Here is a 12,974-nt window from a genome sequence, read left to right as displayed (position 1 = left end):
AGCTTCTCTTTCAGCATATATTCTATTAAAATAAGTTCTGATGATGATTTAGACAACCTTAATAAATAATACTGAAGTGAAAGAATATCGATGGTCATTCGATAATTTTTGAACTATTTCTTATACATCTATACTCCCATTTCTCTAAAACAGGAATAGGTTTTGATTCTGTTATAAGTCAAAGTTTCAGGTTGTTCCTTCGGTCTGATCTATTTTTTCTATATCTCGTTGGTAGGTTCGTTTTAATTCGATTTGTTTTTCTTCCACTTTTTGCGTGAATCGTCGATTTTCAGATTGAATCGTTGCTTGACTTTCTTCCATTTGTCTATAAAACACTCGTTTATCCCAGGAATCATTTTTTGTTAGATAGAGAACTTTATCCATCAACTTTTCGGTGTCTTTTTTGAAGCGATCCACTTCTTCTTCCATTTTTTTCTGTGTTTGTTGAAGAGCTCGTTTTTCCTGCTCGTATTGTTCTGTTGCTTGTCGTTGTTTCTTTTTTTGTTCTTCTGGACTCATTCGATTAAACCTCTTTTACAGGGGTTTTAAAGGTTGGTTTCGCTAACTGGGTCAAACTCTGTTTGGCAGACGTTGCACTGTTTCCCTGTAAAGCTCCTTCTAGTGCGCCCGGAAGGACACTGTTGCTTTGTTGGTACATGGCTTCTGCTAGTTCATTTAGCGTACTAGTAGAAGTTTGTCTTGTTGTGCTTAACCGTGCCTTTTTTGCGGTAATTATTGCTTTTATAGCGATCCGTTCCTGATTTTTTCGTTCTTGCTTTAATTTTAAAAGCAAGGCTTTTTCTTCATCCATAATAAAACTCCTTTATTACTTCTTCGTGAATATATTTTTCCCTGCATTGCCATCATATTCTTGAATATTCTTCGCAACAGTCGTTAACGTCTTACTAAATGCGGTCAATTTTTCTTTATATTTTTTTGCTTCGTTAGTATTGCTTGTTGCTTGTCCACTATCCCACAAGTTATTTTTTTTATAAGGCGCTATTAGAGCTTCAACTTCATAGCTTTCTAAGGATTGTTGGATTGCTAGAGCACCTTCTCGAATTTCTCGGACGACTAAATCTACTTCATCTTCCGCTTCTTGTTGCTCATTTTTTTGAATCAATACATATTCGTCGCCAACTGTTTTCGCTTTATTTGCGACTTCTGTGGCAAGTTCTCCTCGAAGTTCAATTTTTTTACTACCAGAAGCCCCACGTATACTTGCCTGTAAACCGGATACTTTCCCATTCCATTTACTGGCAACCTCTGCATCTGCAATGATCTTTGAATATTCTTTTTCAAAGTCTTTATAGTCACCAGAGGTTAATAATTTTACAAGTTCATAATACGAAAGGCTGCCAGCGCCGTCTTTTTCTTTAATCAGTTTTTTTATGTATTTATCAATTAAATTTGAGACCTTAATTCCAGCTGCAAAGATATAGCCATGTTCTTTTAAATTCGCTTCTTTTGGCGTGCCATCAGGATTTAATTGATACTGGCCAAAATCATGACTTGATCCTGGAGATCCACCCATATCAAACGTAGACGTGAATGTTTTCGGAAGTAAGTAATGTACTTTTCCAATTTCATCCACGCCTTTTTTGTTTCGATTTAACATTGATACAATATCAAATGCATTGACGTAGTACTCAATCTTTCCTTGTTCTTCCAGCAGTTGAATATTTTTTCGTGCTTGTTCAGACATATTATTAATACTTTCACGAGCATCAGGACCTTGAAATAAGATCACTTTATCAATTTTGCTGATATCTTTTGCTGGAAGATTGGCGACTGCTTGAATCGTGACCATTGTTCCCAATGAGTGTCCAGTCATTGAGATGGTTGCATTCGGCGCTTTAGTTCTCATCTCTTCTATTTTTTTGTGCATCGCTTCTGTAGCAAGTTTCGCTTGAGGAATATAGCCTTTCTCAGCAAAAACGAGATTATTGTCCACCCAATCGTTTAAATTATTTCCTACCCACCCTTTTGTCACATCCTTCACACCTGTAGGAAGAGCATCACTTCCTCTGGTAGTGAAGTAGGTATGTTTTGTGTCTGTATTTAGAGTAGGGGTATTAGTTAGATAATAAGAGTTATAACCTGCTTTTTCATCGGTTAATAACCCTTTTTGATACTCCTTGTCTTTGCCAAAAAACTTTTTTTCAGTGACTGTTTTAACGGTATTATCTGGTTGTAAATAGACGGAATCAATACTATTTCCATGTGCATCTTTTGCATCTGAAAAATTAAATTTTACGGACTCATTAGAATCTAATTTATTTTGTTGACTAGGCTTTAATTCATTGTAAGGAAAGTTGTTTTCCCTACCGGTATATGCACCTTGTGATAAATCAGCATATATATTATAAACTTTTTCTAAATTAGCCATGTCATTCTCCTTCGTCAGTTAATTGTTGACCATATTTGATAGTATTTAGGTCGGGGAGGTTACTATTGTCTATTGGAATGTCCAATCTAAAATCCAAATTCTCTTTATTATTTACGAACCCAAATATTTGAATAACTTTACCTGCTCCTTTAGGCAGACCATTTCCTATCGTATTTTCTATTACACTATCCCAATTATAAGTAACTTTTGATATTTGAAATTCAACACTATTTTCGATATACTCATTCATTTCATTTTCATGTTTTTTGAGAAAAGTGATTTGTTTTTCTTTCTCTGTTGGTTCGGTCATTTTCTTCACTCCTAACACACCTATTATTGCTAAAATTAAAATAATTCCTGTTAATATGCTTAGTTTCACTGCTCTTTTTTTATTCACAAGTTAGACTCCTTTACTAAAAAAAGCGTTAGCGCAAGACTTTCTGGTTGTAAATAGACAGAATCAAGACTATTTCCATGTGCATCTTTTGTATCTGAAAAATTAAATTTTACGGACTCATTAGAATTTAATTTATTTTGTTGATTGTCTGTTAAACCGTTAGCAAAATTATAAATGTTTCCATTGCTGTCTTTTCTATTGGTATAAGAACTTTGAGCTAAGTCTGCATATATATTTGTGAAATTATCCAAGTTAGCCATGATTTTCTTCACCTATCTCTTTATCAAAGTTATTGGTTGATAATTCATTTATTTTTGAAGGTATGTCTATATTGTCAGGTCGAATGGTGATAATGCCACCATTAATTTTAAGGTTATCATTATCATATAGACTAATATTTAGAACATATTCTTTTTGAGTAAACGCTCCACTATCTTCAATTTTTAAAGAGTTCCAACTATAAACAATGCGTGTAATATTACTTTTGGTATTTTTAGTTTTGATATATTTAGTCAATTCACCTTCATGTTCCTTAAGAAAAGCAATCTGTTTTTCTTTTGTTGAGGGTTCGGTCATTTTTTTCACTCCTAACACACCTATTATTCCTACAAGTACGATAATTCCTGTAATTATTCCTAGTTTAACTGCTCTTTTCTTATTCAAACGTTAAACTCCTTTACTAAAACTTTGCACGAACGCTTTTGTTGTCACTATATTTTTTAGTTTAAACCGAAAGAACTTGCATCTTGTTGATCACGTTGTGTGGCTGTATCCCCATATTTGTTTAATTGACTATTAATGCTAATCAGCAATTTTTCCATTTTTTCACGTTGCCTTCTAACTGATTTTATTGCTCTAAGTATGATTGAAAAGTTTGTCCTTTCCATTCTTGAGCAATCTGTTGAGTCATTAAGTTTACTTTGCGAATCGCATCTTGGATTCGTTGTTGTGATTGTGTATAAACCTTTGCTTGTGATTTCAGTTGCTCGGGCGTGACTGAAATTGCTCCTACTCTATAATAAAATCATTTACATAAGTAAGTATATCGGTCATTAAGTTTTCTTGTCAACGTTTTTTAGAAATAAAAATACGATTTAATGCAAGTATTCAGATTCTAATTGATTATTTTTTAAGGGAAAAATATATTATTTAATTGTAAGTTTTTTTATACAATTAATCTAAACGCAAACCGATTGCTTGGAGATAAAATTCCCTCAGCTTTAAATCCGAGAATAGATTACTAATTGAATTAATTTTTATAAAATTATTCCAGTTTTCTTTTTGTTCTTCATTAAACTCTAGATTTAGTTTATGCTGATAGGCTTGATCACTAAAACTAAATAAATAATCTTCATATAGATTAAATGCTACAATTGTTAGACGAGTTGATTCTTCGGTTTGCCAATCTGCAGAAATAGATTCATATTTTAGCGCCCTTTCCACTGGAATAAATTTCGTTAAAATGAGTTCTGCTTATTTCTGATAGTCCTAGCAAATAAATTAAAGGAAACTAATGACAATCAAATTTTTTATTTTTAGTATTTTTTTCAAAAAATGTTGCATGTGCTTGATTTCTTAATATATGATCACTATTCATATTGGTAGCTCCTGTACCTTTTTTATTCGAATAGTTGAATTGAAACAGTTTATCTTTTCTATTCACCTTAATTTAAATATCACTTTATGATAAATTTATAATTTTTCAGATTATAAGACAAAGTACAATTTCTTAGTACATATCAAAAGAATACTTAAAAGACAGCCTTTGACAGGAGTATCTTCTAGGTGGTCTTTTACTTAACTAATGACGTTATACTACAAACATCCATCTTTAAATTTCTTCAATTCTCTTATAAACCTTAGTAATTCTTTACGCTCTCTTTTGTTTAGTTGCTTCTTTTGAAATACTCTACTTTGTTCTATTAGAGTCTCAAATCTATTAATTAGCACCTGAAGGTAATCGGTCTTCGAATTTCGGCTATTTCGGTATTTGAAAGTAGTTTTTAGTGTTTCATTATTTTTTGCATACTTTTGTTGTGCTAATTTCAGCAAGAATTCGAGATGTTTATAGTCATGCTAACAGACAAAAATTGATATAATCATATGTTTAGAAAAATATAGACAGACAAACCAAGATTAATTGGTAGCAAGTCAAAAAAAAATCTTACTCAAATCAAAAAAAGACACCTTCCAAAAACTTGGAAAGTGTCTTGAGATGTCGCAATTGAATGGTACTCAATTTCTTGTAAAATCTCCGTCCCATATTGTATTCGTAAGCGAATAAATTCGCAACGGTTCCAACAATTAACGTTTTGAAAATTGTGAAGCTTTACGGGCTTTTTTAAGACCTGGTTTTTTACGTTCTACCATACGGGCATCACGAGTAAGAAGTCCAGCGCGTTTTAAAGCAGCACGGAAATCAGGATCTACTTCTAATAATGCACGAGCGATTCCGTGACGGATCGCACCTGATTGACCAGAGTAGCCTCCACCATTAACGTTTACCATTACATCATAAGCGCCTTTAGTTTCAGTTACACCAAATGGTTGGTTGATAACTTCACGCAAGTCAGCGTGTGGAATATATTCTTCAACATCTTTTTTATTTACAGTAATTTTACCAGTACCAGGTACTAAACGTACGCGGGCAACTGCATTTTTACGACGGCCAGTGCCGATATATTGTACTTGAGCCAATGAATTTCCCTCCTTAAATTAGGTTAGTAATATCTAATACTTCTGGTTGTTGTGCAGCATGTGGATGCTCAGCTCCACCGTATACGTTCAACTTAGTAAATTGTTTACGGCCTAAAGTGTTTTTAGGAAGCATACCTTTTACAGAAGTTTCGATTAAACGACGAGAGTTTTTATCGCGTAATTCACCAGCAGTAACAGATTTCAACCCACCTGGGTATTGGCTGTGACGGTAGTAAATTTTATCACTTGCTTTGTTACCAGTTAATTTGATTTTGTCAGCATTAATTACAATTACGAAATCTCCAGTATCCACATGTGGTGTGAATGTTGGTTTATTTTTTCCACGTAAGATAGAAGCAACTACAGTTGATAGACGTCCCATTGGGATATCTGTTGCATCTACTACATACCATTTACGTTCTACTTCGCCAGATTTGGCCATATATGTTGTACGCACGATTCTTTCCTCCAATTTTCTATTCGATGTTTGACATTCACTTGAGTTTCCGGGGCTCATTGTGGGGCAAACAATACCATTTAACATGATACCTTCTATCACTAGTAAAGTCAATGAATTTCTGACGTTTTCCACTATTTTTTCTTGCTAATTTTTCTGATTCAAAAATAGTGTCTATTTAAAAAGTGAAAATTGCAAAAAAATACGTAATGTATATTATGTAATCTCACAAATAAAAATTGCATATTTTTACTTTTTAATCCATTTTTATGTATATTTATTTATAAAAAGTGTTGATTTTTGCATTTTCAAGTGATATGATGAGAACAATCAAAAAAGAAAATTAGAAAATAAGGAGTGTTACATGATGAAACAAAAAGTTGTTTTAGCTTATTCCGGGGGATTAGATACCTCTGTTGCCGTTAAATGGTTAGTTGACGAAGGATATGATGTGATTGCTTGCTGCTTAGATGTTGGTGAAAAAAAAGATTTAGATTTCATCAAAAATAAAGCATTGGAAGTTGGCGCTTCTGCTTCTTATACTATTGATGCCAAAGAAGAATTTGCACAAGAATTCGCTTTAATTGCTTTACAAGGGCATACATTCTATGAGCAATCGTATCCATTAGTATCCGCGTTATCCCGCCCACTTATCGCTAAAAAATTAGTAGAATTAGCACACGAGACAGGAGCTACAACGATTGCTCATGGCTGTACAGGAAAAGGGAATGATCAAGTACGTTTTGAAGTAGCGATCAATGCCCTTGCACCTGAGCTCAACGTTATTGCTCCAGTACGTGAATGGAAATGGTCTCGTGAAGAAGAAATCAATTATGCAAAAGAAAAAGGCGTGCCAGTTCCTGCCGATTTAGATAATCCTTATTCCGTTGATCAAAACCTTTGGGGACGTGCAAATGAATGTGGTATTTTAGAGGATCCATGGGCAACTCCGCCAGAAGGCGCTTATGAATTAACGGCTAGTTTAGAAAATACTCCAGATAAAGCAGATATTATCGAGCTAACTTTTGTCGAAGGTGTCCCTACTGCTATCAACGGACAAGAAATGTTGCTATCTGATTTAATTTTGGATTTGAATGATTTAGCTGGTAAACATGGTATTGGTCGAATTGATCATGTAGAAAATCGCTTAGTCGGTATCAAATCACGCGAAGTTTATGAATGTCCAGCAGCGATTACGCTGATGACCGCCCATAAAGAACTAGAAGATTTAACGTTCGTGCGCGAAGTAGCACACTTCAAGCCAATTATTGAAAATCAATTATCTCAAATTATTTATGATGGATTATGGTTCAACCCACTAACTGATGCTTTGATTGCTTTCTTAAAATCTACACAAAAATATGTCAATGGTATCGTTCGAGTAAAATTATTCAAAGGACATGCCATTGTTGAAGGTCGTAAATCACCGAACAGTCTATATAACGAAAACTTAGCAACTTACACATCTGCCGATACGTTCGATCAAGATGCGGCCGTTGGTTTTATCAAACTTTGGGGATTACCAACTAAAGTCAACGCAGAAGTTCAAGCGGCATTAAACAAAAATAAGGAATACTGATTTTATTTGCCTATTTCAATCGACTTATCCTAGGAGCGTTTCTTTTCGATTTGTGGATCGAAATAAGGAAATCAATAAGTCTTCATCCGATAATTAAGCTCGTTGCAACGAAGAACAAGAATTTCCGCTTAAAAATTGATTCTTGTCCGCTAATACTATTTCTAATAGATAATTCATAAGTAAACAGATCATCTGCTTTGAAAAATAGGTGATCACTTACTTATTCCAATGAATAATTAATGAGGTGTTTATGATGGCAAAATTATGGGGTGGACGTTTTGAAGGAAAAAATGAAGCCTGGATAGATGCATTTGGGGCTTCTATTGCATTTGATCAAAAATTAGCCCAACAAGATATCACTGGAAGTTTAGCACATGTAAAAATGCTTGCAAAGACAGGTATTTTAACCGAAGAAGAGGCTGAACAGATTACACTTGGACTTACTACTATTCAAAAAAAATTAGTCACCGGAATCCTTGAATTTAGTATAGAAAACGAAGATATCCATTTAAATATTGAGAAACATCTACATGATGAAATCGGTCCTGTCGCTGGTAAATTGCATACAGGTCGAAGTAGAAACGATCAAGTCGCTACAGACATGCATCTTTACTTAAAGGAAATCGTTCAAGAAGTCATTGAAAAAATCCATTTATTTCGTAAAGTTTTAGTCCAAAAAGCTGAAGAAAATATTGAGACTATTATGCCTGGCTACACTCATTTACAACACGCGCAGCCTATTTCATTTGCTCATCATATGATGGCTTATTACGGCATGTTGACACGAGATCAAGAACGTTTTTCGGAAAGCTTAAAACGAATCGATATTTCGCCATTAGGCTCTGCAGCTCTTGCCGGAACAACTTTTCCGATAGATCGATCCTATTCAGCTGAGTTGTTGGGTTTTTCTTCTATTTATGAAAACAGCCTAGATGGCGTGAGCGATCGGGATTTCATCTTAGAGTTCCTTAGTAACAGTTCTATTTTGATGATGCATCTTTCACGTTTTTGCGAGGAAATAATCTTATGGTGCAGCCATGAGTTTCAATTTATTGAATTGACGGATACGTTCTCAACGGGTAGTTCGATCATGCCCCAAAAAAAGAATCCAGATATGGCAGAATTGATTCGTGGAAAGTCAGGCCGCGTATATGGCAATTTATTCAGTCTTTTAACGGTTTTAAAAGGTTTACCGTTAGCTTATAACAAAGACTTGCAGGAAGACAAAGAAGGCATGTTTGATACGTCTCACACAGTTTTAACTAGTTTAGAGATCATGGCAGGTATGGTCGAAACAATGAAACTAAATAAAGAAATAATGGAAAAATCAACTGAAAAAGATTTTTCAAATGCAACAGAGTTGGCAGACTATCTTGCAAACAAAGGAATGCCTTTCAGACAAGCACATGAAGTCGTTGGGAAATTAGTTTTGGACTGTACAAAAAAAGGAATTTATTTGCAAGACGTCCCATTGGAAAACTATCAAGCAATTACATCGTTGATTGAATCAGATATCTACCAAACCCTAGCATCAAAGACCGCCATCGAACGTCGTCATTCATATGGCGGAACTGGCTTTGACCAGGTAAATGCAGCAATCAAACGTAGCAAGTTAAAACTAGAAAGTGAAGAACGCTAAAAAAGCATATGGAAGATAACCAACTATCTTCCATATGCTCTTATATTATTTAGATTAACGAGTTTTAGCACGTGAATCTGCATCAATACCAGGTGCTTTCCCTAATTTTGCTTGTAACATCCAGATGTTTTTCTCTAGGTCTGTTTTGTTTGCAATAAAGATATCTTGTGTAGAATCATCGCCCTCTTCACCAGAAACTTCAATACCTTTTTGATATAAGTCCGCTAAATAATGATAGCCTTCTACTAATTTTTCCATACGTTCAGGAATCGTACGTTCATATGTGCCAATTTCATCTGCAATACCAGTATGGTCAGCAAATTCTTGTAATGTTGAGTAAGGAGCCCCATCTAATGTAATCAAGCGTTCAGAGATAACGTCTAATTGATCATTGATTTGATCCATGTATTCATCCATTTTAGGGTGCAATGTCAAGAATTCTGGACCACGCATATACCAGTGTGTTTGATGGATCACTACTGAAAACTGGCTTAAGTCTGCAACTAGTTGATTCAATACTTCTTTAGTTTGTTCAAATTTCATTATACATCATCCTCCTAAATTTATATCTACTACAATTGTAGTACGAAACAACAAAAAAGTAAACTAATATCTTCATATTTAAAACTTTTCTCATTTAATAATCATTATAAACTAAAATACTAATCATTACTAGGTATCGGTATCATATCCATTGAATCAATGATCTCTTTCGCAACGTCATTCAACGCTTCTTGTAATTCCTTATTCATCGTATCTATATCTTTTGAACCAGAAACAAATGCCATAAATAAATTAGATACTGCCGTTTTTTGATTATTTGGTACAAACCATTTGCCTTTTTCTTTCTCTAAACGTAATTTCACTTCAACTGGATCTGTTTTGATTTTTATTGATTTGATCCGTTCTTCCAAGATAGAAAAAGTTGCTTCCAATGTTTTTTGTTCATCCTTAACTATTTCAGGATCTGCCAATGTATCTTTTACTAGTTGTCTCGTCATCTCTTGCATCGCACTCACTAAGTCTAATCCAGTCACATAATAAGTGATTGTGGCTCCTGTTTTCGTTTCATCTATTTGAACGATCTTATAAGTTGCTTTTTCTCTTGTTTGCTTCAAAAGTTCATTTGTTAATTGATCTGCCTGTTTTTCTGGAACTTTTGCTCCTGTCGAAGATAAACCTTTAGCAAAATTTTCTTCAAATGTTTTACTATTGTCATCTAGTTCTTTACCAACTTGTTCACCGTCGCGAAATTCTTTGGTAAAATTACTTTCTTCTTTTTGATAAATCATACGATCAACAAACAACGCACCCGCATCTTCTGCTGAGATCCCTTTAGATCCACAACTTGTCAGAAAAATCCCAGCTAAAACCAAAGAGATAATCCATAACTTTTTCATGTCCTTTCCTCCGTTCTCTTACTACTAGTAAAACAAGTTCAGCGCTATTTGTCAAAATAATTTTATTCTAAATCTGCTCTCAATTTCGCTAATTGATGATAACTAGCAGATAATTGCTGCTGTGTTGTGATAAATAGTGGGTAAATCTGTTGATAAATTTCATAGTTTTCTTTATCAGGCTCTACTACTTCATAAATTTCAACTTTCTCACAAGCAGTCTTTAAATCAGAAATTATGCCTAAACTTTGCCAGCCTAACATAACCGCACCCAAAGCCGACGCTTCAACACTTTCAGTTAATGAAAGTGTATACCCAAAGACATCTGCCATCACTTGCTTAAATCCTTTTGAATCAGCAAAACCACCTGTCGCTCGTATTTCTCTTACTGATCCGCCTAGCTCTTCTAATTCTGTTAAAATTCGCTTTAAATTCAAACAGATCCCTTCAATCACTGCACGCATCATGAGTTTGTCATCATGATTTCGCTTCAATCCAATAAAACCACCAGCAGCTTCCGCATCCCATAGCGGGGCACGTTCTCCAAGTAAATAAGGATGAAACATCAATCCCTTGGCACCTGCCGAGGTTTCCATTACACGATTCATTACTGCATCATAAGGATTTTTTCTAGCTTCACGAGCTTCCGTCTGGGCCTCTTTTAATAATGTTTCACATGCCCAATCAAAAATCCCAGCACCATTACTGGTAGCTCCTCCGATCACCCAATAGTTTTCATCTAGAACACAGCAAAAAGTCTCCGCTTGTGGATGCGTACAAGGTTGTTCAACAATATAGCGCACAGCTCCACTTGTTCCAACCGTCAACGTAGCCGTACCTTTTTCTATAGCACCCAATCCTAAATTAGATAACGGACCATCTGCCCCTCCCAATACAAAAACTGTTTTTGCGGTTATTCCCAATTGCTCTAACCATTGCGCACCTAAACCTATTAATTGGTGAGTCGGTGTAACCAACAATGGCAACTGTTCTTTTGTGATTCCCATCTCGGCTAAAGCTTGTTGATCCCAAATGAGATCATGAATATTTAAAAATCCAGTCCCAGAAGCTGTACTGATATCCGTGATATATTGATCAAATAATCGATAAAAAACGTACTCTTTCATACCAATAAATTTCTCTGCTTGCTCATATATTTCTGGAAATTCTTGTTTTAACCAACGAATTTTGTGAAATGGAGTCATTGGATGCATCGGCAATCCTGTATTTTGATACATCATTTTTCCTAAAGATGTATCCTTTAGTTCTTCTGCATATTTCTCTGCACGGTTATCTGCCCAAGTGATGACTCGAGTCAGCGGTTGATTATTTTTGTCCATAACAATCAACCCGTGCATCGCTGTAGAAAAAGAGATAAGTGAAATTTCAAGAGGCTGTACATCACTGACCACCTGCTGGATACACATGATCACTGCTTGAAAAATTTGCTCCACATCTTGTTCTGCCATGCCTTCTGTTTCCTGAATAAGTGGATAACGAACGTAGGCAGATGCCTGAACTGTTCCATTTGCTCTGAAAGCGACCGCTTTTGTCTGCGTTGTACCAATATCCACACCAATTGCTATTTTTTCCATTTTCTCGCCTCATTTCTCACTTTCATTATTCCTAATAAAAAAATATTTGTCTAGTTAAAAAAGCATTTAAATGCGTATTTATTATTATGAAAGGAGATTTTTATGTCGATTATTTATTTTATCTTTGGTTGTGTGATTGGTTCGTTTCTTTGTTTGGCAGCTGAGCGAATTCCTATAGGTAAATCTATCTTATATCCCGCTTCTCATTGTTTTTATTGCCAGACTAAGTTGACCGTTTTTGAAATGATTCCGATTATTTCTATAATTTTTCTACGCTTTCGTTGTCGTTATTGTGGGTATAAATTATCATCCGTTTATTTTCACAGTGAGATGATTTGTGGGTTGCTTTGTTTTTTTGTTGCTTTTAAGTCTGTTTATCCGTTGTATTCTCTTTGCTTTTTATTTACAGCAGTTACCTTATCTTTAACAGACATATTCTATTTAATCGTTGAGCCTAAAATTTTTTTTCCATTCTCTATTTTATTATGTTTCGGGCATATTTATTTAGCTTTGCCAATTTATCTTTTCACAAGTACTATTATTTTCTTTAGCCTACATGCCTTAAACTATATCTTATCTGATTCCGTGGGAGGCGGAGATATTCTCCTACTAACTTTATGGGGAGCGCTCTTAGGCACTGAATCTCTTATCCTTTTATTATTCATTGCCAGCAGTAGTGGGTTGCTTTTTCTTTTAGTTGCCCGATATATTTTAAAGAAAGAAGTACGGCAACTTCCCTTTGTACCATTTTTGAGCATCGGATTATTTTTTGTGTTTTTATGTAAATAAGTAACGAGACAAAAGTATAATCTGCTTCTGTCTCG

Annotated in this window: 15 protein-coding genes and 1 pseudogene; 3 read left to right on the top strand and 13 right to left on the bottom strand. The window is 34.7% G+C overall.

Going from position 1 to position 12,974, the window contains the following annotated elements; translation table 11 throughout:
* Positions 1-186: 186 nt before the first annotated feature.
* The 10 genes and pseudogenes from IGI43_RS11220 to rplM all read right to left on the bottom strand — a co-directional run bounded on the left by IGI43_RS11220 (position 187) and on the right by rplM (position 5,943).
* A complete protein-coding gene (locus IGI43_RS11220) occupies positions 187-519 on the bottom strand; it encodes a hypothetical protein (protein ID WP_438757876.1) in 333 nt (110 codons plus the stop codon).
* A 4-nt stretch (positions 520-523) separates the two neighbouring features.
* Positions 524-811, bottom strand: coding sequence for a hypothetical protein (locus IGI43_RS11215; protein WP_438757875.1), 288 nt, complete (start codon positions 809-811; stop codon positions 524-526).
* A 15-nt stretch (positions 812-826) separates the two neighbouring features.
* Positions 827-2,389: a cutinase family protein gene (locus IGI43_RS11210; RefSeq protein ID WP_438757874.1), complete on the bottom strand. Its 1,563-nt coding sequence runs from the start codon at positions 2,387-2,389 to the stop codon at positions 827-829.
* 1 nt (position 2,390) lies between these two features.
* Positions 2,391-2,786: a hypothetical protein gene (locus IGI43_RS11205; protein ID WP_438757873.1), complete on the bottom strand. Its 396-nt coding sequence runs from the start codon at positions 2,784-2,786 to the stop codon at positions 2,391-2,393.
* On the bottom strand, positions 2,783-3,046 hold the full coding sequence (locus IGI43_RS11200) for a hypothetical protein (protein WP_438757872.1): 264 nt from the start codon (positions 3,044-3,046) through the stop codon (positions 2,783-2,785). Before IGI43_RS11200 ends, IGI43_RS11205 begins: the two co-directional genes overlap by 4 nt.
* Complete coding sequence (locus IGI43_RS11195) at positions 3,039-3,449, bottom strand: hypothetical protein (protein ID WP_438757871.1); 411 nt, start codon at positions 3,447-3,449, stop codon at positions 3,039-3,041. The genes IGI43_RS11200 and IGI43_RS11195 overlap by 8 nt, the downstream gene beginning before the upstream one ends.
* Positions 3,450-3,505: 56 nt before the next feature.
* Positions 3,506-3,789, bottom strand: a pseudogene (locus IGI43_RS11190) (WXG100 family type VII secretion target).
* A 170-nt stretch (positions 3,790-3,959) separates the two neighbouring features.
* Positions 3,960-4,229: a DUF6075 family protein gene (locus IGI43_RS11185; protein ID WP_438757870.1), complete on the bottom strand. Its 270-nt coding sequence runs from the start codon at positions 4,227-4,229 to the stop codon at positions 3,960-3,962.
* Between the two features lie 861 nt (positions 4,230-5,090).
* Positions 5,091-5,483: a 30S ribosomal protein S9 gene (gene rpsI, locus IGI43_RS11180; protein WP_010762225.1), complete on the bottom strand. Its 393-nt coding sequence runs from the start codon at positions 5,481-5,483 to the stop codon at positions 5,091-5,093.
* 13 nt (positions 5,484-5,496) lie between these two features.
* On the bottom strand, positions 5,497-5,943 hold the full coding sequence (gene rplM / locus IGI43_RS11175) for a 50S ribosomal protein L13 (RefSeq protein ID WP_303393681.1): 447 nt from the start codon (positions 5,941-5,943) through the stop codon (positions 5,497-5,499).
* 364 nt (positions 5,944-6,307) lie between these two features.
* Here rplM and IGI43_RS11170 point away from each other — a divergent pair, with 364 nt between their 5' ends.
* A complete protein-coding gene (locus IGI43_RS11170) occupies positions 6,308-7,519 on the top strand; it encodes an argininosuccinate synthase (RefSeq protein WP_438757869.1) in 1,212 nt (403 codons plus the stop codon).
* Positions 7,520-7,772: 253 nt separating this feature from the next.
* Positions 7,773-9,158: an argininosuccinate lyase gene (gene argH / locus IGI43_RS11165; RefSeq protein ID WP_438757868.1), complete on the top strand. Its 1,386-nt coding sequence runs from the start codon at positions 7,773-7,775 to the stop codon at positions 9,156-9,158.
* A 54-nt stretch (positions 9,159-9,212) separates the two neighbouring features.
* Here the strand turns inward: argH and IGI43_RS11160 are convergent, their stop codons facing one another.
* The 3 genes from IGI43_RS11160 to IGI43_RS11150 all read right to left on the bottom strand — a co-directional run bounded on the left by IGI43_RS11160 (position 9,213) and on the right by IGI43_RS11150 (position 12,150).
* Positions 9,213-9,701 carry a Dps family protein gene (locus IGI43_RS11160; protein WP_438757867.1) on the bottom strand — a complete coding sequence of 163 codons (489 nt, stop codon included), beginning with the start codon at positions 9,699-9,701 and terminating at the stop codon, positions 9,213-9,215.
* A 119-nt stretch (positions 9,702-9,820) separates the two neighbouring features.
* The gene (locus IGI43_RS11155) at positions 9,821-10,558 is read right to left on the bottom strand and encodes a DUF5105 domain-containing protein (RefSeq protein WP_438757866.1); all 738 of its coding nucleotides are present in this window, start codon (positions 10,556-10,558) and stop codon (positions 9,821-9,823) included.
* Between the two features lie 62 nt (positions 10,559-10,620).
* On the bottom strand, positions 10,621-12,150 hold the full coding sequence (locus IGI43_RS11150) for a gluconokinase (protein WP_438757865.1): 1,530 nt from the start codon (positions 12,148-12,150) through the stop codon (positions 10,621-10,623).
* Between the two features lie 102 nt (positions 12,151-12,252).
* Here IGI43_RS11150 and IGI43_RS11145 point away from each other — a divergent pair, with 102 nt between their 5' ends.
* Entirely contained in the window at positions 12,253-12,939 is a 687-nt protein-coding gene (locus IGI43_RS11145) for a prepilin peptidase (RefSeq protein ID WP_438757864.1), read from the top strand.
* Positions 12,940-12,974: the final 35 nt, after the last annotated feature.

The sequence above is a fragment of the Enterococcus sp. AZ126 genome (assembly GCF_051714545.1).
Lineage (GTDB): Bacteria > Bacillota > Bacilli > Lactobacillales > Enterococcaceae > Enterococcus_L.
This window is presented reverse-complemented; position numbering and strand designations above follow the sequence as displayed.

Coding starts and splice junctions, on each gene's coding strand:
- IGI43_RS11220 (WP_438757876.1), bottom strand. CDS start 519: ATGAGTCCAGAAGAACAAAAAAAGAAACAACGACAAGCAACAGAACAA.
- IGI43_RS11215 (WP_438757875.1), bottom strand. CDS start 811: ATGGATGAAGAAAAAGCCTTGCTTTTAAAATTAAAGCAAGAACGAAAA.
- IGI43_RS11210 (WP_438757874.1), bottom strand. CDS start 2,389: ATGGCTAATTTAGAAAAAGTTTATAATATATATGCTGATTTATCACAA.
- IGI43_RS11200 (WP_438757872.1), bottom strand. CDS start 3,046: ATGGCTAACTTGGATAATTTCACAAATATATATGCAGACTTAGCTCAA.
- IGI43_RS11170 (WP_438757869.1), top strand. CDS start 6,308: ATGAAACAAAAAGTTGTTTTAGCTTATTCCGGGGGATTAGATACCTCT.
- argH (WP_438757868.1), top strand. CDS start 7,773: ATGGCAAAATTATGGGGTGGACGTTTTGAAGGAAAAAATGAAGCCTGG.
- IGI43_RS11160 (WP_438757867.1), bottom strand. CDS start 9,701: ATGAAATTTGAACAAACTAAAGAAGTATTGAATCAACTAGTTGCAGAC.
- IGI43_RS11155 (WP_438757866.1), bottom strand. CDS start 10,558: ATGAAAAAGTTATGGATTATCTCTTTGGTTTTAGCTGGGATTTTTCTG.
- IGI43_RS11150 (WP_438757865.1), bottom strand. CDS start 12,150: ATGGAAAAAATAGCAATTGGTGTGGATATTGGTACAACGCAGACAAAA.
- IGI43_RS11145 (WP_438757864.1), top strand. CDS start 12,253: ATGTCGATTATTTATTTTATCTTTGGTTGTGTGATTGGTTCGTTTCTT.